Below are 22482 nucleotides of genomic sequence, written 5' to 3'. Positions count from 1 at the left end.
CCTCAAGCGGCCTCGGAAGACGCCAGTTGCTGATCACCAGGTCGAGCGGCCGTTTCTTGATCGTTGATCAAGCCACTGACAGGACTGGTGGTGTCCGGCAGGATGCGGACGTATGACTCTCTCGTCGCGCATCGCCATGCCGGGGCAGATCTGGTCGGTGGCCGCGCAGGATCCGTCCGGCCCGCTGTACGTGACCAGTTACGGGGCAGGCCCACTGGATACGGTCGTGACGATGGTCGACGTCTCAGGCTCGCAGGCTTGGCAGCGGACGTTCGCCGGGACGGGTCGGCCGCAGTCCCGTCTATCCGCGGATGGCACGCTCTGGGTCGCGTACCCGCACCTGGACGGCCGGATTCTGGAGGGCATCCTTCCGGACGGATCCACACACCGGAGGGTCGTCCCGGAGAGCGAGGCCGGTGAGGAGGTCAGCGCGTTCGTCCTGCTCGAGGACGGGTTCTGTATCGCCTGGGCCGGTGCTTCTCGCGTTCTGCGGATGTCGCAAGACGAACAACCTGCCATTCCTGAGCCTCGCGTTGCCAGGTACACGTGGGAGGGGAGCTGCGTGTGGTCGACGCCGATCGTGCTGGGCACCGTGTCGCATCCGGGTGTGGTGGGGGCGGGCGTGGAGACCGGCTGGGAGGTACGTCCGCTTCGGCCGTGGGTGCCGGAAGAGGTGGCCGTCGATCACTGGGAGCCGTTGCTGGTCTCGGGAGACAGGGTCGCGGCCAGTTTCACCGATACGCGCAGTGGACTCGGGAGGACCTTCTTCCTGGGCCTGGCCGGTGGAGCGATCGTCTCGGCTACCTCTCCCGCTCCCTCAGGCCGGAAGGCGATAGCTGGTCTAGGCGAGTTCCTGATCGGGTCCCAGGGGTATGGGGAATTCACCACGGGCCGCTACGACCGGGACGGCAGTGAGACAGCCCGATGGGCCAGTCATGGCGCGATGCTTGTCAACGGCCGGGGCGCCATCTGCGGCCCCGAGCTGGAGAACTGCCTGCCGTCGAAGTCACGATTCCGGAGGTTGGCGCCGGACAACACGCTCATGGACGGTCCTTTGCTGACGGGCTACTACACGTCGTATCCCGCGATGGACCGCGAGGGCACTGCCGTGTTCTGGCGCGACGGCCGCCTCCTCGCCATCGACGCGGACCTGGCTGCGCACGAACTGTTCGCGATGGACGACAGCCGAAACAGCATGGGACGCACGCTCCTGTTGGATGACGGCCGCGTTGTCGTGTCGTTGGGAAGCGAGATTCTCTCCTTCCACAGCCCACTGGGGTCCCTGGCCGAGGGCCCCTGGCCCTGTGGGGACGGGAACCTTCTCGGCAACCCCATGCTGGATTGATGTCCGTGCCCAGTGGACCTGACCAGGGTGTGAAGTCCCGCCGGATTCTCCGCAACGGTCATACCTGGCGTCGGCAGCGCTGCCCGGACCGCCGCTCCTGTCTCGTTCGGCGAGCGCCGCCCGCCAGTCGTACGGCGCCTGGCGCGCCAGGCGCATACCCAACTTCGCGAGCGCATCACTGCGTTCCACCCGCGCGGAGGGCGGTGTCATCCGCACAGCATGTGCCCGGATCGCACCTGCGGAACGCCGGTGACGAACTGCGATCTCCTCAGCCGTCAGACCGCCACGGATCTCCTTCACCAGCTGCTCGTCCGCCCTCGACAACGCGGCGTCCATCGCCAACCTCCACGAGTTCGTCACCACCCAGACCGACATCCGACAGGGACGGCTGGTCGCGAGGAACGCCTACTGGGACACCACGAGCGCGACCTACGCCGAGCTCTCGTCCTGGCTCTCCAACGGCCCAGCGACAGCCGCCGTCCAAGCAGCCATGGCTTCCCACGCATCCGAACAGGTCCTCACCCACCTGGCTGCCATCCACAACAGACTGCTCCAGGCCCGATCCGACACAGATCCGACGCCGGAGTCACAGGAAACCTGAGAGGGCGTTAAGTCCGTTTCTGGTAGGGGGCCTGCTAGAGGAGTACTGCTACGCGGTGGTCGGATATGCGGCCGTGCACTGGGCACGGCTCGCTGGACGCCAGTGGGCAGAGCATGAAGTGTTCGGTGACCGTTGCCCGGTACGCCCGGTATTGGCCGGGAGGGCGGAAGGCTTCCGGTCCCCTGCTGAATGGAGCCGCGCTCAGGTAGACCTCCAGGCCATGGTCCAGTTCGGCTCCGGTCAGCTCGCACGCTGTGGCGGCCATGTACACCGCCTCGTCGGTGCCTGGCTCCTGCTGCGAGTTGAACACCACGATGCCGACCTGGGGCCGCACCGCGATGTTGCGGACCTGCGTCGCCTCGGGTGAGGAGATCCAGTAGAACGTCGAGTACCCGTCGGCCACATAGAAGACTGGCGACGCCCAGGGCTCGCCGTCCATGTTCGCGGTTCCCAGCGTCATGAAACGGTTGCCGTCGATAATTGCCCGGCCCTCGACCTCAAGATTCCCAGCGTCCATGGCGCAGACCGTACATCTGACGCACCGCCAAGCCGACCGCGCTGACCCGAAAACCTGCTCGTCGCGGCGGCGAATAGCCTGACATGCGCGCCGAGTCTCCCGCTTGCGCCCATTTTGGGCGTCTCCTACTTCAGGGGCTCCTCACTCAGCCGGACGGAGCCTCTCTCAGAGGGCAGCGCTAGGTCCGTTTCTGGTAGCGGCCTCGTCCGGGTTGGGTGAGGAAGCCTTGGCGGGTGAGGCGTCCGAGGCGGGCGCGGGTGACGTTGACGGATGCCTCGCCGGTGAGCATGCCGAGGTGCTCGTGCAGCTCACGGGCCCGGAACTCCCGGTCAGGGCGCTTGTTGAAGGCATTCACGATGGCCTGGTAGACGCTGTACGTCTCGGGTGGTTCGGTGCCGTCTTGGGCCGGCGCGAGTTCCGCGATGACCTTCCGGGTGGTCGCCAGGTCCACGAGCCGCGCTTCGGTCTCGGTCAGGACGGCGGCCAAGTGCTCAATCTGGTCGCGTAGTTCACCGACCCGGGCCGTGGTCTTGTCGTGCTGGGCCTGCAAGCCGGCGAGGAGTTCGGTGATGTTCACGCGGCCAGCTCGAAGGTGTCGCGCCAGGCCGGGCTCGGTGTGGTGAGGCGGCGAGTCATGTTCGCGATCGAGGCCCAGGAGACGCGGGAGACGGAGGTGTCGGTGCGGTGGTCGTACTCGCGGGCCAGGCGGCGGTGCAGCATCAACGTGCCGGTGACCTGCTCCACGATGCACCGCTTGGGCTGCGGGACGAAGCCCTTGGCCTGATCGGCGGGGTCGCGGCGGACGACCTCGACGGTGGTGTCCAACAATGCGCCATGGATCAGGACTTCGTCCTTGAAGCCCTGGTCCACCAGGGCCTTATCCAGACGCATCCCGCACCGCTCGGCGGCCTGGTCGAGTAGGGCGGTGCCGGCGGCGTTGTCGTGGGCGGACGCATGATCACGAGGGACGGGTCCTCTCATCGCCTCGCCCTCTCCCGCACCTGGCAGCGCAGGAGTTCACAGATCCGCTGGTCGAGCCCGCCCTCGCGCCACAAGCCGAAGTAGTAGAACACCGCCGACCAGGACGGCAGATCATGCGGGAGGTAACGCCACTGGCATCCCGTCCGGTTCTGATAGGAGATCGTGTTCACGATCTCCCGCAGGTCGCAGGCCCCGGGATCGCCGGTCGCCGACCGGGCTACCCGGCCCCGCTTCCAGGCCGTGATCAACGGCTCGACAAACGCCCACTGCTCGACAAACGCCCACTGCTCGTCCGATAAGTCGCACGGGTATGGATCTCTCTTCGCGCCCCGCATCTCAGCATGAGCATGCCCACCAGGCGATCGATGTGCGGATCAGTCCCACGATCGAGCGATCACGAACCGGGGAAGATCGGACTTAACGACCTCTGAAAGCCAGGCAGTCCGAAACCGTCAGTAACCAGGCACACTGGCATCAATGACAACATGACTGAGGTGAGGCGCAGGGTGGACAGAAAGCCACGGGTCGCACCCGCCCCGCGGGGCCCTGAAAGCCGGGCGAGGACTGGGCGGGCGGCCCACCGTGGATGTGGGATCCCAATTGCTGCCGTCAGTGTTCGTCCCCCGTGGCCACCTTGACGCTCTGCTCAGGATCGTCGGAACCGTCATCGAGGAAGCCGCCCGACTGGTGCAGCCAAAGCTTGGCGTAGGCGCCGTCGGAGGCGAGGAGTTCTTGGTGGGAGCCCTGTTCGATGATGCGGCCGTGATCGAGGACCACGAGTCGGTCCATGCCGGCCACCGTGGACAGACGGTGGGCAACCACCAGGGCGGTACGGCCCTCCATCAGCTGCCACAGCGCCTCCTGAACCAGGAGTTCGCTCTCCGAATCCAGGGCGCTGGTCGCCTCGTCGAGCAGCAGGATCGGAGCGTCGCGCAGGATGGCACGGGCGAGCGCGACACGTTGACGCTGGCCGCCGGAGAGCTTCACACCGCGCTCGCCGACCAGGGTGTCGAAACCGTGCGGCAGCCCGTCCGCGAACTCCGTGACATGCGCCGCCTCAGCCGCCAGCCGGATCTCGTCGTCCGTGGCCCCAGGTCGGGCGAAGGCGATGTTTTCACGGAGCGTGCGGTGGAACATGGCCGGATCCTGCGGCACATACGCGACCAGACTGCGCAGATCGGCCTGGCGGAGCGTGCCGATGTCCTGACCGCCCACCAGGATCCTGCCGCCGTCGATGTCCGTCATCCGCAGCAGCAGCCTGGTCAGCGTTGTCTTGCCGCCACCGGAGCGGCCGACGAAGCCGACTCGCGACCCGCCGGGCACCTCCAGATCCAGCCCCTCGAACAGCGTTGCGCCGCCCGCGTAGGAGAAGGACACCTTCTCGAAGCGGACACCGGTGCTCCCCGGGTCCCGCAGCAGGGACTGCGGAAAGGGCGGGTCAAGAACCGTCGGCTCGTCCATGAGCAGCTCCGTGAACTGGGCGGCCTCCGTCATCGAGCTCTCGATACGGCGATAGATCTGGTTGAACTCGAACATGATCCGAGTCGCGTTGGCGTAGTACGTGAAGGCAACGACCACGCCCTCCACACCGTGCACGCTCCCGAGGGTGACGGCGAGCAGCAGTCCGAGCGCATTGGTGGCCACCGACATCGGTGCGACCAAAGTGTCGATGCGTAGATTGCCGTAGTCCCAGGAGCGCAGCATCAGACGGCGCGATTCCGCGACCCGTGAGCGGTGTTCGGCGGCCTCGCGCTCCTCCGCGGCGAACGCACGTACCGTGTCCATGTTCGACAAGCTGTCGGCGACATGGCCCGAAACCCGAGCGATCGCTGCCTCGCGTTGCGCGACCAGCCGCTGCCTGCGGCGGATCAGCGGTACCACGCAGAGCGCCGTCACTGTGATCATCGCCAGGAGGGCGACCACGAGCAGCGGCTCATACGTCCACAGCACGACTGAGCCGAAGAGCAGCGGGACGATCCTTCCCACCACGTTGAAGGCCAGGGTGTCGACGAACTCCTCGAAACGAGAGGCGAAACTGAGCACGCGCTTGGTCAGGGAGCCGGCGAAGTTGTCGTGGAAGAACGCCGCGTCCTTGGCGTACAGCGCGTCCATGCCGGTCGCGTACAGGCGCTCGACGCCGAGTGCGTCGAGCCGGTTGAGGCAGTGCAGGCCGATCCGCCACAGCGCCTCCGCCACGAGGAGCACCGCGGCGAAGCCGAGTACGTACGGCATGACCGCGCGGGTGGAGGGGGCGCCGCCGTCGGCGATGCGCGCGGCGAGCTTGGCCACCACGAGGGGCGCGATGTAGTTGATCCCGATGTTGCCGAGTGCCGGAAGGAGCAACGCCGGGACGGTGAACTTGCGGAGCCTGCCGAGCTCTCTGCTGTAGTGCCGCAGGGCGAGCAGGACCGCACCGCTGCGCGGAGTGACCTTGCGTTGATCCGGTGATTCCATTCCGTCCCGTCCTGTCCGGCCCTGTCCCCGCCTGCGAAGCAAGAGAGCAGTGTCCCGCGATGCCTTCGAGACCGTCCAAGCGTTTTTCCGGCCGCATGCACGAAAGGGGACCAATCGAGGATGGGTGTAGCTCGCCCTGAGTGAGATCGTCGCGGCGGGTTGTTGCTGCCGGGGGTCGTTTGCCGGATCGTCGTGTCCAGATTTCGGGGGCTGGGACGCGGCGATGGCGTCGTGGCTGGAGGAGCTGGAGCGGCGGGAGGCTGACGCGCAGGAGCAGATCGCTGAACTGCGGCGCCAGATCGCAGAGTTGACGGCCCTCCTGGTCGAACAGGAAGAGGTGGCGTCCCGGCTGGAGATCACGCGGGAGACGATGGGCGAGATCCTTGCCGGGGACAGCGCGGTGACTGGGCCTGGCCTAAGGTTCGCTGAATGAAGGGGGCCGCATGTCACGCGATACAGCCGAAGCAGCGGCGGGAATGAAGGGAATCACGTTTCCTGCCTGGCACGGAAAGCATTACGTGCCCCTGGCTGAGGTTCTGGTTCGCCTCGGCAGCTTCGGCCGAACGATCCGCGGGGCACCAACGTGCGCTCATGGGAATCAGCGTTGACATCCGGACATTCACGGGCGAGATCGAAGCCACCTACGGGCACCCATCCATCCCTGCCCAGTGCGAGCGGGCGGCGAACCAGAATCTGCCCCTGCTCGGATGCGTCGACCCCTACGACGACACCGTGTTCAACCGGATGCGGCTCAGGATCCTCATCCCCGAACTCCGGTCCTTGGCGGATGAATCAGCCGCAGAGGAAGCCGAGGCAGTGCGGGAAATCCTTGCCCTGACAGCTCAAGACGAGCGCAAAGCCCACCGATACCTCGTATTCAACGGCGACTGACAACACCACTTTCGCAACACGCTTTAACGAGCTCGTGCATGGTTGCCGTCTGGACATGGTCAAGTGGTCCTCTGACGGATCTCACCCTGTCGGGGCGGCCTGTGGTGACGCTCGGTGGGTGGCTGCCAGTCCGGCGATAGCCGGGACGAGTTCGTCCAGAAGGTCGCGCCGAGAGGTGGCGAGCCAAGGCCCGCTAGTTCTTCAAGTGGGCGATGCCGTGCTCGACACGAATGCGCCGAGATGCATGAGCCCTGCGCTGCTGGGTGAACCGCTCCTCCCACCAAGTAGACGCGTTCTTCCTGAACTTGCGGTGCGGTGGCGTGATCCACTTGGCCGCCGGTGGGCGCCCAGACCCTGATAGCCGGCATCAGCGAGGATGCGCAGGTCACGGTGTCTGCCGAGCAGTTCTACTAATCCTGCATCGCGGGCTTGGGTGATGTCAGGGCAGCTGCCCGGCTTGAGCGCGCCGCCGAACAGCAGCCGCCCCTGGTTATCGGTGACCACCAAGACCTTCACCGCGTTCTGCTTGCTCTTGCCGGAGATGAAGCGGTCGCGGCCGTAGATGCCTGCGGCCGGGCGGCGGACGCGGATCTCGGTGGCATCGATGATGGCGCTCTGCCCGCTGGTCTCGAGGTAGTCGGCCACGTCAGCGAGCGTGCGCAGCCGCATGCCCGGCCCCACGGCACAGCCACGCTGGGCCAGCAAAGGCCGAACCCCACCGATCGCCCGGGTGATGGTGGAACGGTCCACGCCGAACCAGCAGGCCAGCACGTCGTGTGTGACTCCGTGGCGGAGATGGACAAGCGTGGCGAGCAGCCGGTCGACGAACACCAGCTTGTAGCGGGCTCCGGCTCCCATCGCTCGTCGCCTCGGACGCTCCGAAAGTCGTCGGCACCGCTGAGCAGCCCACAACGGGCCGACTTCGGCGACGAGTTCAGCGATCACTTCCCTGGTCAGACCGGTGATTCGCGGACCATTGACGATCACCGAACGGGCAACGCTCCCCATGGACTAACGGTGCCGCCACGACGCCCGGCCCGCAACCATGCACGAGCTCGTAAGGCTTGTCCCGTAACTGGTGGGATTCCCTGTGTTGGGGGCCGACGGTGAGAACTTCGTCAGTGGCCGATGGAGGGATCAGCAAAGCAAGGGGGACCATTCGCCGGCCGGTCCGGTGTAGCGGGCTGTGGGGTCTGCCGCCCACCAGAGGTGATCGAGAGGGGTGAGGATCGAGTAGGTGCTGATGGTGTTCAGGCAACAACTGTCTGTGTATTTGGCGTGGTAGGCCGCCTCGATGAGGGGGACTCGCTGCTGCCAAGTGGCGGTGTCGTAGCCACGACAGCCGGGGCAGTGTTGGAAGTGGGTCAGGCAGGCATGGAGCTTCTGGTCGTATCGGGCTTTGTCCTGGCAGCGGGAGCGTAGGTCGAAGTCGTCGGGGGTCGGGCTGGGCGGGAGTGGGTTGAGGCTGTTGAGCACCGAATCGCCGTAGGGGTTGACCTCGGCCCGGTCGCGAGGGTGGGGGGCGGTTAGGTGGTCGAGGAGGACGTCGGCCTGGTACCGGGCCATGTAGACCTGCCAGATGAGCAGCCGGCCGGCGATGTGCAGGGCCCAGTCGGCGCCGTGGTCAATGGCCCAGGCCCATACGTCGGTGCAGAAGCGGCGGACCTGGTCGACGCTCTCCACGCCGGTGTGGGCGGCGGTGAAGGTGAGGACGTTGTAGTACTCGTTCGCGACGTTGTCGTGTCGGCGGTCGCAGGCATCGTGCGTCACCACGGCGGCGAGCGCGACCGCGTCGACGGTGTTGTCATCCCCGATGAGCGGCCCCTGCTCGTGGCGGGCTTGGAGGGTGAGTGCCCGGATCGCGGCGTTGATCACGCGGTATCGGATGGTACGGAGTTCGTCGTCGGGAAGGCGCAGTTGCTCGGCCTTGGGGTGGAGGACGTCGGCGTAGATGGCCTGTGTTGATGCCAGCCAGGCGTCCATGATCTTACGTTCCTGGCCGTCGGCCGTGTGGTCGCGATGGACGTGATTGATGTACTCCACGACGCGCTGTGCGGTGATGTCGAGCGTTTCGGGCATCTGTTCGGCGAAGTGGTAGTAGTCAGCGAAGGAGTCGAACAGGCTGACAGAACACGAGCCGTGCACGCAGTCCCGACACAACTGGTTGTTGTCGATGAGGCACCAGGCGTATCCGTAGGTCTGCTCGGCCACTGCGTGCCAGAAGGGGGTATCGGGCACGGGGATCACTTCGGTCATTGCCTGCAGGAGTGACGTGCCGCGGGCGACGAAGCCATGGCGACGAGGAGCATCGACAGCGAGAGGGAGGTCGGGAAAGTCCTTCAGGGGTTGGGTCTTGGCCAGGTTTTCCTGGAGGGGGATCTCTCTCATGTGGGAGTCGTAGGTGCCGACTGGGTTGTGGGCTTCAAACAGACGGGTCCCTATCGCTGGATTCCAAGACTTCCTGAGAGCTGGAATGCGCCGCATGTCGGCGGCGAGCAGGCTCGCGGTCCGCTCGTTGGGTCGGAAAAGGTCCGGCCCAAAGAGGGCCGCGGTGACGGGGGAGACTCCTGGTTCAACGATGCTCATCGCGCGTCGTCCTCATGGTCGTTCGGCGCCCTCACCGCATCGTCGATGAGACCGCGGCAGGGTCTGACCGCGTGGGCGGGGGGCTGTTGCATACCGGACGTCGTCAGGAGACAACATGGAAGGCAGCGACGGTAGATGGTGCGGCTCCGCAGGGCGTGAACGCGTTGAACGCTTGCGCTCTTGTGAAGCAGTGAGATCGGCGATGCCGTGGCCATCAGCAACGCGCACGGGACCGGAGGTCGCCTCCGAACGGCATTTGTGCCTGCCCTCGGGTCGCTGGCCTACGACTGAAATGATCTTTTTGTGACTGGTGTGATCACGGCGTCGGAGCCGTCTTGGATAGTCCCGTTCACCAGGCTGAGCCCGCGCCAGTTCACGAAACTGGTGAGGGCGCTGCTCCGCGCGGGGGCCGACGCCACCCGCCGCGGCAGACCATGGGGCCTGCCGCTGGAAGACAGGACCCTGCTGGTCACGGCGTACTGGCGCATCAGTTTGACGATGCGCCCACGATGATCTGTTCCCATTCCAATGTCATGGGCGTGAGCATAAACAGGGTCGGCTGGCTGCCAGGGCTGGGGGTGACTGCCGTCGACCGCAGGTCCGGTGTGCGGATCGTGTCCCGCAGGGCGGTGTATTAGCGCGATGTGGTGGTGGCAAGTGGTGAGAAGCGATCGCTGCTCCACCACTGAAGGGGACACCGCCCGGCTGGGCAGGGGGTGCGGCCGAGGAGTTCGGTTGCTGGCCTCCCTGGGGTGCTGGCTTTGGCCCGATGAGTGTTCGTAGCCGGGGCGCAGGGGAACCGTTACTCCATGTACGGGTCTTTTTGATGCGGAATGCGTAGATTCGTGAGGATGTCGCGGAGAGTCTGCGGCTGACCGCCCGCAGAGGACTCTCTGATGACTCGTCTTGTCCTGCCGAAGTCCCGGCTGACCCGGAACCTGGTCGCAGTCGTGGTGTTGCTGGCCGGTGTGGCGACCGGCATCGCCCTGTACTTCAACGAACGCGACGTCCGGCAGCAGCAGCACACCGCCGGAAGCACCCACACCGCTGATCGCCTCGACGTTCAGGCCACCGTGCAAAAGGTTGACCCGGTGGCCCGAGAGATGACGCTGCGAGTCCTCGTGATGCCCCAAGGGCGCCTGAGCGAGAACGGCGACACCTTCACTCCGGCCCAGAACTTCCACATTGAGACGTCCTCACTCATCCACGGCAGTCTCGAACTCAAGGCTGGTGAGCGGATCTCCTACGAGGACTTGAAGGTCGGCCTGGACGGCAGTGGCGTCTCCGACTACCCCTTCGACCGCTACCGCACCAACATCGGCTTCTCCGCCGAGGCCGGCGGCAAGTCGGTTCCGGTATCCCTGTCCTTGCGCGAAGCCGACGCGGGCTTTAAGCCCTCCATCGTCGGCAAGAGCCGAGAAGCCGGATCCGCAGCGTTTGACGTGAAGATCAGCCGGTCCCGCGCGACGTTCGTGATGGGCTACATGATGACGGCCGTCATGTGGGGTCTCGCTCTCGCTGTCCTCGGTGGCGCCTGGGTGATCATCGACCAGCGTCGCGGCCTCGTCTGGCCCGCGCTCGGCTGGATGGCCGCCACCCTCTTCGCCCTCGCCGGATTCCGCAACGCCGCCCCCGGCAACCCGCCCATCGGAAGTCTCATCGACTACTCCGGCTTCTTCTGGGCCGAGGCGATCGTCGGCACCTGCCTCGTCGCCGTCGTCGTCGCCGGAATCCGAACAGAAAAGCAGAAAAGGACCGAGGAAGTCCCCGAAGTCCACCCCGATCATCACGTCGACAGCAGCAGCACGGACGGCGGCGCCCCAGCCCACTGACATCGATTCGCCGACCCCGATCGCAGGCCTTCGGTATTGGTGGACACGGAAATCGGCGACAGGACTTCCCGCTGGACCTGGGCGCGCTTCCATGACGGATCCGGCCGGGGCGACGGTTGTCGGCCATGTGAACGAATACGGTCTGATCCGCAGCATTGTCGCCACGTCGGGTCGGTTTCCGTGAGCCGCTTGACCGGGGTTGGCCTTGGTTGTCGATGTGGCTGATTACCGGCCGAGGGCTGTGAGTGCCTCTGCCACCCTGACGGCAGCGACACTGGGCGGCCAACTCCTTTGCCTGCATGGCTAGTTGAAGCATGTCGTGGCCCTGCCCCTGCCGCGTCGTGGAAATCTCAGCCGTGCGCCTTGCTCGGTTTCACCAGCATCAGGCCGTCCCCTTGTCGCGGCTCCACGCCGCCGCGGAACCTCGGTGAGGCCCTTCAGGTCTCCGCCGCCCCGGCGCGGGCAGGGAGAGGGGACACCACGATGTCTTCAACCACGAAGGACCGTCCGCCGCGTACCCGGCGGTGCAGGCAACTGGCCGCGCTGGCCGCCTCCGCAACGCTGGGCATGGCCGGGCTGATCGCCGTGGCCTCCCCGGCTGCGGCCGATGGCGTGTGCGGCCCGCCCGTCGTCGTGGTCAGCACCACGACCATCACGTGCACCGCCGGCGGCACCGGCAGTGTCACCGTGCCCGCCGGGGTCGCCAGTGGTGAGGTGACCCTCAAGGGCGCGGGTGGCGGAAATGCCGGCCCCAACGCGGACGACCGGGTTGGCGGGAAGGGTGCCCTGGTGGTCGCTACCCTCGCGGTCACCTCCGGACAGTCCCTCAACGTTGTTGTCGGATCCAAGGGTGCAACTGGCTCCTTCCCATTGGGTGGTGGCGGGGGCGGTCTGGTTGCGGTGACCACGGCAGCCGACGCGCCGCTGCTCACTGCCGGGTCCGGCGGCGGGGCCGGGGAGATCTCGGACAGTGGTTTCGCGCGGCGCGGCGGCAACGGCGGGGACAGTGCCGGCCCGGGGGCCACCGGTGACGGGCCCTCCTCGCCGGGCGGCGGCGCAGGCGGCGGCGCAGGCGGCGGCGCGGCCACGCAGACGACAGCGGGCGCCGGCGGCACGGGTGGCGGTGTCCAGGGGGCGGGCGTCCCGGGAGGTAGCGGAAGCGCAGGTTCATCGCCCAACGCGGCAGGTGGCGCGGGAGCACCAATCAACAATGCCGGCGCCGGTGGCCGCGGCGGAGCCGGTGGCAGCGGCGGCGCGGGCCATCACTCCGGCGGAGGCGGAGGCTCCGGTGCAGTCGAATTCTCCGACGTCATCGACAATGGCTCCGGCGGCGGTGGCGGGGGCGGCGGCTCGAGTCTGATCTCCGGCACGGTGCCCGGCTCACCTACCACGCTCACCGACGGCAGTAACGCGGGCGACGGCTCGGTCGTGTTCGTCTTCACCGCCGTCGCCTCCGGGGCTGACCTGGCAACAGCCGTCACGGACGCCGCCGACCCGGTCGCCCTCGGCGACGCCTTCACCGACACCATCACGGTGACCAACAACGGCCCGCAGAGCGCCACTTCCACCGCCACCACTGTGGGGCTCTCCGGCTCGGCCTCGGTCGTCCAGTCCGCCACCCCCAGCCAGGGCACCTGCAGCACCGCAGGCTCCACGGTGACCTGCACCCTGGGCACCCTCGCCAACGGCGCCTCGGCCACCGTGGCGATCGCCATCGAACCCCAGGCGACCGGCACCCTCACCGCGAGCGCGACGACCACCGCCACGCAGAGCGACCCGGACGCCGGTAACAACAACGCCGCCCAGAACACGACCGTGGGCAACGGACACGGCTGCACCATCACCGGCAGCGCGTCCGCCAACGTCATCAACGGCACCAACGGCAACGACGTGATCTGCAGCGGCGCCGGCAACGACGTCATCAACGCCGGAAACGGCAACGACACCGTCTACGCCGGCAGCGGCAACGACGCCATCGAAGGCGGCAACGGCGATGACGTCATCTACGGGGACAACGGCAACGACGTGATCAACGGCGGCAACGGCAACGACACCATCGACGCCGGAGCCGGCACCGACACCGTCAACGGAGGAAACGGCACCGACACCTGCACCAACTCCGAAACCGCCAACAGCTGCACCACCTAGCAAGGTCCGCTCCGCCCCCGCATGACGCTGCCCCAGTCGGTCACACCGGCTGGGGCAGAGCAGTCTGCGGCCCGGCCTTCTGCGGGTGCTCGTTGTATGACGAGAATCAGCAGCAGCCGGAAGCAGATGCAGGTGTACGAGCCTCAGCCCCGACACACCAAGCAATTGGTTCTTTGGCCCTCCCGCCCGCACCAGACCGCCTGACGCCGTTACAGCCGAGTCAGCAAGCGGCCCGTTGCCCGCAGCCTGTGGGCAACGGGCCCCACCCGCGAAGCCAGCAGCCCTGACCTGTCACAAGGGGCTCGCCATCTCAGTGCAGGCAGGCCCTAGAAGATCAGCCAGAGGATGAGAACGGCTACAGCGATCACGGCGACGAGCAGTACGCCCCTGACAGCCGGTGACCGACGGGCCGGCCAACGCTACCGGCCAAAGGGAGGCGCCGGTGTCCGGGGTTCCGTCGACTCGTTGACAGGCTGTGACGGACCTTGGGCAGGCGGATGCTGTGGCGAACTCGTGGCAGGTGGCTGGGCAGAGCGGTCGGCTGCCGCTGACGGTCGCGTTGGTGGCGTTCGTGGCGGTGTTCCTGGTCACCCGGGTGATCACAAGGATGATCCGGGCCGGACGGGGGCCGTTTCGCAATGTGAGTTCAGGCGGGCTGCACATCCATCACGTGGTGCCGGGTGTGGTCCTGACAATCGTCGGAGGGTTCTGGGCGGTCGGGGCGGCCGGCGAGGACGGCCTGGCCAGGTGCCTGGCTGCCGCTGTCTTCGGGGCCGGGGCGGGGCTCGTCCTGGACGAGTTCGCGCTGATCCTGCATCTGCAGGACGTGTACTGGTCCAAGGAGGGGCGGGCCTCCCTTGAGGCGATCACCCTCACCGTGGCCGCGGTCGGCGCGGTCCTGTCCGGGTTCGATCCGCTGGGCATCAACTCGTTCGGCGACCTCGCCACGGCCGGGCGCGGCTGGTGGGTCGCGGCGATCGTGGCCGATCTGGTGTGTGCGGCGGTCGCCTTCGGCAAAGGGAAGATCCGTCTGGGGGTGCTCGGGCTGTTCGTTCCGGTGGTCGGGTTGGTCGCCGCGGCCCGAATGGCCCGGCCCGGCTCACCGTGGGCCATCCGTTATTACCGCAACCGCCCGGCCAAGCTGGCACGCGCCGAACAGCAGACGGCCCGGCATGACGCCCGCTGGGCACGTCTGCGCACCTGGTTCCAGGACAAGATCGCCGGAGCACCGGCACGGACACCGGCCGACCACGACGAACGGCACCGCCTGGGGCGGTGACATTTCATCGGCCGGGTGCCGATGTAGCAGGCGACGGCAGGTCGGGCTGGGGGTGGCGTGCGAACCAGCGGGCGATGGGCTCCATGGTGACGCCGTGCAGGACGATGCTCAGCAACACGGTCGCACCCGTCACCTGGAAGACGAACGACGCGTCACCGGGCGGGAGTTGGACGTAGGCAAGGAACGCGAAGACGATCGAGGTGACGCCGCGGGAGCCGAGCCAGCCGACCGCCGTGCGCTCGGCCCGGCTGAAGCCCATGCCGCTCAGCGCGGCGTATGCAGGCACCATGCGGGCCAGGGTGAGGGCGAGCAGCGCGTAGAGGGCGATCTGCAGGGTGAGGCCGTCGGACGCGAACTCGTCCGCGGTCAGCTTGCCGAAGGTGAACCACACCGCCAGGCCCAGCACATGGCAGGCATCGTGGGCGAGTTCGAGGTTGTTCTGGCCGATGGAGTGCGCGGTGTGGGCGTAGCACCAGCCGGCCACGAACGCTGCGACGAAACCGTTGCCGCCGATCAGGAGGGCTGCCGCGTACGTGAGGAACGGCAGGGTCAGGGTCGTCAGGCGCAGGCCGGCGGGCTTGGCCCAGCCGGCCGCCAGGGCCCGTCGCGCCAGGTGGGATGCCAGGAGGCCCACTGCCGCGCCGACGAGGACGGCGAGCACCGCGCCCTTGAGGGCGTTCAGGACCAGGTCGAGGAAGGAGTCGCCTTTCGTGTTGATGAGGTTGGCGACGCAGAACACGAACAGTGGGGAGGCCAGTCCGTCGTTGAAGCCGCCTTCGATGTTCAAGGCGGCTCGCACCTTCAGCGGGACCCGCACATCGCGCAGGAAGTTCGAGACCGGGGCGAGGTCCATGGGCATCACGACGAGCGCGGCCACAGCGAGGAGCCACCAGTTGGTGCCGGGGAAGAGCAGCGCGCCGCAGAGGGTGGCGAGGCCGGCAGAGCCAGGCCGAGCAGACGGCCTTCTCCCACCGACTTGCCGAGTCGTTCGTAGTCCCTGGCCTCGGTGGCATCCGTGAAGAGCATGACGGCGAGGACGAGTTCGACGCCCCGCTGGAACGCGTGCGTCTCCAGGTCCAGGGGCACGGCCGGGTGCTGACCGCGGGTCAGCACGATTCCGGCCAGCGCGAACGCGATCGGTGCGGTGATGCTCCAGCGGGCCAGTCTGTCCGACACCAGCGTCCACACGAACAGCAAGGACACCAGGACGAGGAGAGCGAGCAAGGGGACTCACAGAGACTGGAGAGTGGCCGGGGCGACGCCGGTCAGTCTCCTCTTGCGTCGGCCGCGCGGCCGGGAGCCACGGCCCTGGCGTCGCCCGAAAGGAAACCCGATCCCGCTCGGAGCCGATCACGTAGGCCCACACCGGCTCCTACGAGATCTTCTACGGACCCGAGAAGATCGGCTGACCCTGCCCGGGGGGAACGGCCACCTCGGCGGGTACTCATCCCGAAGGGGTGGCCGCACCCAGTTTTCCGGTGATCCCTATCCGCGAGGACGAGACGAGGACGAGGACCGGCCTCGGCCACATCAACGGCCAACCGAGTCCCTGCCGGTGGGTCGCGGACGTCGTCAGCCTGTGGCGGCGAGAAGTTCGGGTGAGGGCTGAGCGGGTGGAGCGGCCAGCTGGGGGGCACCGGCGGGCACGGGGACCTTGGCGTACAGGGCGGCTTGCTGCTGGTGGAGTTCCGCTTTGCGCTCTGGTGACGTACGCGGAAGGCGCTCTTCCTCGTACAGCACGTGCCCCTTCAGGTTCGCCTGCTTGCCTGCCCGTGTGTGGAACTGGATCTCGAAGAGCTGTCCGGCTGCCGGTGCCTTCCAGGAGGAGTTGACGACCCTCGGGTAGCCCTTGTCGGCCGGGAAGGCCCAGGAGTTCTTCCATTCGTTGCTCGTGTTCCCCCAGCCGGCCAATACGGCCGAGGCGATGGTCACGCCGCCGGTGTACTGCCGGTCATTCCACTGCAGGGTGTAGCGGACGGCGTCCGTGAGCCTGGCGAGTTCTGCCTCCGCGGTCGTCCCACGGTCCTGCATGCGGGTGGCGATCTTGCGCTTGAGGGAATCCGGGGACTTCAAACGGTTTTGGAAGCCCACCAGTTGGGCCTGGCTGAGCCGCGCCGCGGCGGCCACCTGCGGGCTGATGGACCGCTCGGCCCTGCACGCGCCGACCAGGAAGTCGTTCGCCTTGCGGTTGTCCCGGGCGCTCAACCGCAGCCCGTCAGCTGCCCAGCCACCAGCTCCGCCCCCGTTGGGCAGCCGGCAGGCTGCAGTCAGGCGAGCCGGAACGGCCGACTTGTCCGGGCCCGCCGCGATGGCTGCCGGGACGGCGCCCAGACAGAGCACACTGGCCAAGGTGATGGGCGCTGCCGCGCCGCGAACTGCACTGCACCTCTTGATCACGCTTCAAGGCCTCTCGGTTGCGCCACCTCCCCGCGAGCGTGGCGACAATGAGAACCGGCACGACCCAGCACAGGTAACCGACCCTCAGCCGAACAGCGCAGCACCTCGTCCGCGGTGGCCTGTGCATCGCCGGGATCTCCTACGCGATGGCTGCCTTGGCCGTGCTGTGCTGCGGGGTGGCCGTGATCTGCTGGCGCTCCGCTGAAACGCGGCCGGAGGCGCCGTCGCCGTTGTCGTCACCACGGTGCTCACGCCCCATCGCCACACCTCCGTCCGTCCCACGCAGCCCACCGTAGAGATCGAAGTGATTGGGGCAGCGCCCCACTCGGGCTAGTCCCGATGGCGCGGCGGTACCCGGTGGCATGCAGTGGGGCTTGACGCCCGGCGCCAGGCGGGGCAGCCACCGAGAGGCCCTTCCGTGACGGTCCGTCAAATCTCCCGCCCGGCCGTCTGCACGGCGCTCGCCTGCACCGTGCTCGCGGCCGGCTGGTTCGGCGGGCCGGTCACCGGCCGGGCCGGGGCCGCCAGCCATGTGGACTCCCCGTCCACGGCGGCCGACATCGCCATCGACGGCAGCGATCTGTACGCGTTCACGAGCCCCGAGGCTCCGGACACCGTCACCGTCGCCGCCGACTACCACGCGCTGCAGGGGCCCGGCAGCCCCTTCGCGCTCTACCCGTACGCCACCGACACCCGCTTCGAGATCCACGCCGACACCACCGGCGACGGCCGGCCCGAGGTGACGTACCGCTACACCTTCACCACCGAGGACCACCGCCCGGCCGGCACCATCGCCGCGGTCACCGGGCCGGTGCGCTCCCTCGAGGACAAGGCCGTTGCCTTCCGCCAGAAGTACACCCTCCAGGAGCTCCGCCCCGGCAGGGCACCCCACACGCTCGTCACGGACGGCGCGGTCGCCCCCTCCTACGCGGGCGGCAAGCTCATGCCCGACTACGACGCCCTGCGCAAGGACGCCACCGCGCAGCTGCCGGGCGGCGGGCAGACGTATGTGGGGCAGATCCCCGACTCGTTCTTCTTCAATCCGAGGCTGTACGCGATGATCCGGGTCGGCGCCCCGTTCATTCCGCCGTTCAACCCGGTGGCCGTCACCAACGCCCACACGATGACCCTGCAGCTGCCGAAGAAGGCCCTCGCCCTCGGCGGCGATCCGAAGCGCAACCCGGTCGTGGGCATCTGGTCCACGGCGTCCCGCCGCTCCCTGAAGCTCGACGCCCCCGGTGTGGAGCCGTATGTGCAGGTGTCCCGGATGGGCATGCCGCACTTCATCGAGACCATGTCGCCGGACAGCCTGCCCGTGATCGGCACCCCGGGCGGGATCGCCGATGTCTACCAGACCCGCGAACCGCATGAGGACGGCGACTGGAACGGTCTGACGAAGCTCACGCTGCACCCCTTCGGCCCGCACAACGTCAGCCTGGCCACCGGCGCGGAGGCGCCCGAGGGACGTCGCGACGATCTCTTCGAGTACGTCTTCAAGGGCATCGACAAGGTCAATGCGCACGCTCTCAACCAGGACGCCGACGCCCGCGCGGTCCGGCCCGCCGAGATGTTGCGGCTCCACATGGGCACCCCGGTGAACGAGCAGCCCAAGCCGTACACGATGTTCGACGGCGACCCGCAGGGCTTCCCCAACGGGCGGCGCTTCGGCGACGACATCGAAGCGGTGAACATGCGGATCCTCATGGGCGGCCTGGTCGGCGTCAAGACGGACTGGCTGACCAAGCTCAACTCCATCGACAAGCCGGCCAAGCCGCACACCCGCGCCTTCCCGTACCGGTCCCTGCCCCACTGACCCGTACCGGTCCCCGCCCCACTGACCCGGCCCACACCGGCACGAGGAGTCGTACAGCCATGAACGCACGCGTACCCGGAGTGCCGGCCTGCGCCGTACTCATCGCCCTGGCCGTGGGCGTGCTGGTGGTCCCGGGCAGCGGCCCGGCCCGCGCGGGCAGCCACATCGACGCGCCGTCCGCGATGCTCGACCCCGAGATCAACGGCGGTGACCTGTACGCCTTCACCAGCCCGGAGGCCCCGGACACGGTCACGTTCATCACGACGTACCAGTCGCTGCGGCTGCCCGTGGACGGGGTCATGCCGCCGTCCACGTTCGCCACGAAGGCCCGCTACGACCTCAACATCGACACCCGCGGCACCGGTACCCCCGACCTCACCTACCGCTGGACCTTCCGCGACGAGGGCGAGCGGAAGTTCTTCAGCGTGCTGTCCGGCAGGGTCGACTCGCTCTCCTCCCCGAACCTCAAGTTCAAACAGCGCTACACGCTGGAGGAACTGCGCCCCGGCAAGCCGTCCAAGGTCCTGGTCGAGGACGGCATCGCGGCCCCCAGCCGGTCCGGGGCCGCCGGGATGCCCGACTACACCAAGCTGCGTGAGCAGGCCGTGCTCTCCCTGCCCGGCGGGATCAAGACGTACGCGGGTCAGGCGGCGGACGCCTTCTTCAACGACGCCCGTGAGATGGCGATGCTGAAGAGCGGGGTCGAGGTCCCGCTACCGTTCAGCCCGCTCCTGGGCACCAACGTGACCGCCATGGCCATCCAGGTGCCGAAGAAGGCCCTTGCCCTGGGCGGCGACCCGAAGCGCAACCCGGTCCTCGGCAGCTGGGCCACGGCCGCCCGCGAGACCCTGGACGTGACCCGCGGGGCCACCTCGGGCGACCAGCGCGCCGAGCCGCGCTACGCGCAGGTGTCCCGCATGGGGCACGTCATCCTCAACGAGGCGCTGGCCCCGGACAACTACCTCACCCCGCCCGGCCTCGCCCGCGGCCTGGTCATGGGCGTTCCGGGCGGGATCGCCGACCAGTACAACACCTGGAAGCCGGCCGACGACGCCCGCAACGAGCACCTGCTGAAGATGATTACGCAGCTCAAGTCGCCGCCGATGATCCACGCCCTGCATCCGGGCCTGGCCAGGCCGCCGGGCAATCCGCGCAAGGACATGTACGAGTTGCTCATGACGGGCCTGTCCAGCAAGGCCCGCTGCCCGGTGGGGGACGGCACCGACTGCCCGATCAAGCGCGACCTCAACTCCCAGCTCCTGAACGCCGACGCGGACCCGTCGAAGTTCACCCCGGCCGAGATGCTGCGGCTGAACATGTCGACCCCCGTGACCGGCAATCCGCGCAAGGGCGGGTTCCTGGACGGCGATCCGCAGGGCTTCCCGAACGGACGCCGGCTGACCGACGACCCGACCCATGTCCTGGTCCGCGTCGCCATGGGCGAGCCGGCTCTCACGCAGAACGCCTCCCTGTTCGGCTTCACCCTGGCCACCGCGCCGCCCACCAGGCTCGAGGCGTCCTTCCCCTACCTCGCTGTCCCGCACGGCGTGATCTGACCTGGCGCATCCCTCGAACAGGCGCATCAAAGAGACGCGGTATGCAAGCACGGCTTCACTGAACGTAATGACCGAGGGGGGCAAGATCCCTGGGAGTGTTCCCGTGCGCTTCGCCAAGACGTCCGTGGCCCTGACCGCCGCCGCCCTGCTGTCCGTGGCCGCCCCGTCCGCCACTGCGGACGACGACCCGCAGTACCCCAAGGGCAACCCCCCGGCCACCAACTGCCTGCCGTCCTTCTACAACCCGCCCACGGGTCAGAAGGACAAGCCGATGGGCCACTACTACGACGATGCCAACGACAAGAAGACGGCCTTCTGGTTCTTCGCCGAGTCCGGCACCGGCACGCTCCCCTTCGCCCCGGCCACCCTGGCCGAGCTGAAGCGCAACGGCATCAAGGCTGAGGGGGTTTGCCCGGTGGGGCCCCTGAAGGGCGGCAAGGGCGTGTGGACCCCGGTCGGCAGGGACGGGTACAGCAACATCAACTTCCTCAACGGGCGGATCTGGTACCCCGGCGGCTGGAAGTTCACCAACACCAAGACCGGCCGCTCACACCGCGTCGACGGCTTCTGGCTGCACAACTTCCCGTTCATCACCAGGGCCAGCGCCAACGTCTACATCGATGACAAGCCGAGCCCGCACATCATCGAGCTGGCCCACTACGACACCGTCGACTTCTACACCGACCTGATCAACCCGCGCATCAACCAGGGCAAGATCAGCCTCGGCCCCAAGGACTGGAAGTTCAAGCTCTCCGAGCAGTACTCCAGGGAACTCCGCGACATCCTCGGCGCCGACATCAAGCCCGACACCCATGTCATCACGCTGGAGATCAACGCGTCTTTGCTGCCCGGCCAGCAGCTGCCGCTGAAGCCCGGCTACGAGAAGGACGAGCCGGGCAACTGAAGCCCCCTGAACCGGTCAATCCGATCCGGGCCGGCCCTGCGCTCGCGGGGCTGGTCCGGATCGGACGTTTCCGCCTCCACCTGCCGCCGCGACACCGGGCCGTACACCCCGGACTCCTCCCCGATGGCCCGCGCCTCCTGGAACCGCACGACGGCCTGCTCGACCTCGGCGTTGTAGTTGCCGTGCGCGGCACCGACGTACAACTGCAGCTGACCACCCAGATTTGGGGCTTGATGACCTCATCGCCACTGTCTACCCGGCGTCGCGGGCCCTGAGTTCCGGTCGGCGTCGACGACGGCAGGGACGTGTGCGATTACGGAGGCGCGGATCTGGAAGCGGATGCCGTCGGCAGTGCCGACGAGCTACCTGGGGACCTCCAACCGGGACAACGGCACCCTGATCGACACGGTCGACACCCATGGCGTGGAGCGGATCACCGAGACATCTGCCGTTGCCGGGACTGCGTACGAGGTCGACCGCATCATCTTCGCGACGGGTTTCCAGGTCGGTGTCCCAGGGATCCTGTCCGGCCGGCTGCCGGTGTACGGGCGCGGAGGTATACACCTCTTCGAGGCGTGGAGCAAAGGGCCGAAGACACTCCACGGCTTCTACCGCCACGGCTTCCCCAAACCTCTGCCAACTCGGGCCGCTGCAGAACGCCAGCTCCGTCCGTGTTCTCGCCGAACAGGTCACCCACGTCGCCGAGGTCGTCACCGTGCCCCGCAAGCGCCGGGCGCGGTCTGTCGAGCCGACCCCCGAGGTCCAGCACGCCTGGCCGGTCACCCTCCGGAAGAACGCACTCGACCTGCATAAGTTCCCGCAGGTTCGACTCGTCCGGCAACCAGCAGCCCAGAAACGCCCGTTGGCAGCCCGAACGGCTGATGCCACCCCACCGGCTGTGGGTTCCAACGGCATCGCATTCGGTCCCGACAGGCGCCTGTACGTCGCCGAACTTCTGGCTGGGCGCATCAGCGCCGTCGACCCGGCCACCGGGGACCTAGAGGTGATTGTGCCGATGGACAGCCCCGTGCAGTCCCCGGACGACCTGGCTTTCCGCGCGGACAGCTCGATGTACATCGCCGACCTGGTGCCCGGCAGGGCGTGGCGCTGCAGCCCGGAAGGTATTCGCTGGTCTCCGACTAGATGCAGGTGCCCAACAGCATTACCTGCATCGGGGA

The 22482-nt window shown here is 67.7% G+C and carries 18 protein-coding genes and 2 pseudogenes; 10 read left to right on the top strand and 10 right to left on the bottom strand.

Translation table 11 applies throughout. The features are described 5' to 3' along the window. Nucleotides 1-112 precede the first annotated feature (112 nt). Nucleotides 113-1345: a hypothetical protein gene (locus OG430_RS00530; protein ID WP_327350346.1), complete on the top strand. Its 1233-nt coding sequence runs from the start codon at nt 113-115 to the stop codon at nt 1343-1345. Nucleotides 1346-1980: 635 nt separating this feature from the next. Here OG430_RS00530 and OG430_RS00525 read toward each other — a convergent pair. The 4 genes and pseudogenes from OG430_RS00525 to OG430_RS00510 form a co-directional block, all read right to left on the bottom strand. Next, the gene (locus OG430_RS00525; protein WP_327350345.1) at nt 1981-2463 is read right to left on the bottom strand and encodes a pyridoxamine 5'-phosphate oxidase family protein; all 483 of its coding nucleotides are present in this window, start codon (nt 2461-2463) and stop codon (nt 1981-1983) included. 178 nt (nt 2464-2641) lie between these two features. Further along, nucleotides 2642-3040: a hypothetical protein gene (locus tag OG430_RS00520; protein ID WP_327350344.1), complete on the bottom strand. Its 399-nt coding sequence runs from the start codon at nt 3038-3040 to the stop codon at nt 2642-2644. Beyond that, a pseudogene (locus tag OG430_RS00515) lies at nt 3037-3779 on the bottom strand (transposase). Before OG430_RS00515 ends, OG430_RS00520 begins: the two are co-directional and overlap by 4 nt. A 274-nt stretch (nt 3780-4053) precedes the next feature. Then, entirely contained in the window at nt 4054-5898 is a 1845-nt protein-coding gene (locus OG430_RS00510) for an ABC transporter ATP-binding protein (RefSeq protein ID WP_327350343.1), read from the bottom strand. A 223-nt stretch (nt 5899-6121) separates the two neighbouring features. Here OG430_RS00510 and OG430_RS00505 point away from each other — a divergent pair, with 223 nt between their 5' ends. Then, nucleotides 6122-6331 carry a hypothetical protein gene (locus OG430_RS00505; RefSeq protein ID WP_327350342.1) on the top strand — a complete coding sequence of 70 codons (210 nt, stop codon included), beginning with the start codon at nt 6122-6124 and terminating at the stop codon, nt 6329-6331. 158 nt (nt 6332-6489) lie between these two features. After that, nucleotides 6490-6789: a hypothetical protein gene (locus OG430_RS00500; RefSeq protein WP_327350341.1), complete on the top strand. Its 300-nt coding sequence runs from the start codon at nt 6490-6492 to the stop codon at nt 6787-6789. A gap of 201 nt (nt 6790-6990) precedes the next feature. Here OG430_RS00500 and OG430_RS00495 read toward each other — a convergent pair whose 3' ends face one another. Then, nucleotides 6991-7797 carry a transposase family protein gene (locus OG430_RS00495; protein WP_327350340.1) on the bottom strand — a complete coding sequence of 269 codons (807 nt, stop codon included), beginning with the start codon at nt 7795-7797 and terminating at the stop codon, nt 6991-6993. Between the two features lie 129 nt (nt 7798-7926). Further along, nucleotides 7927-9177 (bottom strand): hypothetical protein, encoded by a 1251-nt coding sequence (locus OG430_RS00490; protein ID WP_327350339.1) that lies wholly within the window; start codon nt 9175-9177, stop codon nt 7927-7929. Between the two features lie 501 nt (nt 9178-9678). Here OG430_RS00490 and OG430_RS00485 point away from each other — a divergent pair. From OG430_RS00485 to OG430_RS00470, 4 genes and pseudogenes are all read left to right on the top strand, one after another. After that, nucleotides 9679-9879: pseudogene (locus OG430_RS00485) on the top strand (IS5/IS1182 family transposase); the annotation flags it as partial. Between the two features lie 392 nt (nt 9880-10271). Continuing rightward, nucleotides 10272-11207 (top strand): DUF4436 family protein, encoded by a 936-nt coding sequence (locus OG430_RS00480; RefSeq protein ID WP_327350338.1) that lies wholly within the window; start codon nt 10272-10274, stop codon nt 11205-11207. 483 nt (nt 11208-11690) lie between these two features. Further along, nucleotides 11691-13355, top strand: a complete 1665-nt coding sequence (locus OG430_RS00475; protein ID WP_327350337.1) for a calcium-binding protein — start codon at nt 11691-11693, stop codon at nt 13353-13355. A gap of 502 nt (nt 13356-13857) precedes the next feature. Further along, nucleotides 13858-14634 (top strand): hypothetical protein, encoded by a 777-nt coding sequence (locus tag OG430_RS00470; protein ID WP_327350336.1) that lies wholly within the window; start codon nt 13858-13860, stop codon nt 14632-14634. 4 nt (nt 14635-14638) lie between these two features. Here OG430_RS00470 and OG430_RS00465 read toward each other — a convergent pair whose 3' ends face one another. The 3 genes from OG430_RS00465 to OG430_RS00455 all read right to left on the bottom strand — a co-directional run bounded on the left by OG430_RS00465 (nt 14639) and on the right by OG430_RS00455 (nt 16974). After that, nucleotides 14639-15511: a cation:proton antiporter domain-containing protein gene (locus OG430_RS00465; protein WP_327350335.1), complete on the bottom strand. Its 873-nt coding sequence runs from the start codon at nt 15509-15511 to the stop codon at nt 14639-14641. Then, entirely contained in the window at nt 15493-15858 is a 366-nt protein-coding gene (locus OG430_RS00460) for a hypothetical protein (protein WP_327350334.1), read from the bottom strand. Before OG430_RS00460 ends, OG430_RS00465 begins: the two co-directional genes overlap by 19 nt. A gap of 348 nt (nt 15859-16206) precedes the next feature. Next, entirely contained in the window at nt 16207-16974 is a 768-nt protein-coding gene (locus tag OG430_RS00455; RefSeq protein ID WP_327358928.1) for an ATP nucleotide 3'-pyrophosphokinase, read from the bottom strand. Nucleotides 16975-17449: 475 nt separating this feature from the next. Here OG430_RS00455 and OG430_RS00450 point away from each other — a divergent pair, with 475 nt between their 5' ends. From OG430_RS00450 to OG430_RS00440, 3 genes are all read left to right on the top strand, one after another. Next, nucleotides 17450-18844 (top strand): DUF4331 domain-containing protein, encoded by a 1395-nt coding sequence (locus OG430_RS00450; RefSeq protein WP_327350333.1) that lies wholly within the window; start codon nt 17450-17452, stop codon nt 18842-18844. A gap of 59 nt (nt 18845-18903) precedes the next feature. Then, the gene (locus tag OG430_RS00445) at nt 18904-20400 is read left to right on the top strand and encodes a DUF4331 domain-containing protein (RefSeq protein ID WP_327350332.1); all 1497 of its coding nucleotides are present in this window, start codon (nt 18904-18906) and stop codon (nt 20398-20400) included. Nucleotides 20401-20503: 103 nt separating this feature from the next. Next, complete coding sequence (locus OG430_RS00440; RefSeq protein ID WP_327350331.1) at nt 20504-21304, top strand: hypothetical protein; 801 nt, start codon at nt 20504-20506, stop codon at nt 21302-21304. Here the strand turns inward: OG430_RS00440 and OG430_RS00435 are convergent. Beyond that, nucleotides 21277-21507, bottom strand: a complete 231-nt coding sequence (locus OG430_RS00435; protein WP_327350330.1) for a hypothetical protein — start codon at nt 21505-21507, stop codon at nt 21277-21279. The two genes, OG430_RS00440 and OG430_RS00435, sit on opposite strands and share 28 nt — an antisense overlap. Nucleotides 21508-22482 lie beyond the last annotated feature (975 nt).

This window comes from Streptomyces sp. NBC_01304 (genome assembly GCF_035975855.1).
Lineage (GTDB): Bacteria > Actinomycetota > Actinomycetes > Streptomycetales > Streptomycetaceae > Streptomyces.
This window is presented reverse-complemented; position numbering and strand designations above follow the sequence as displayed.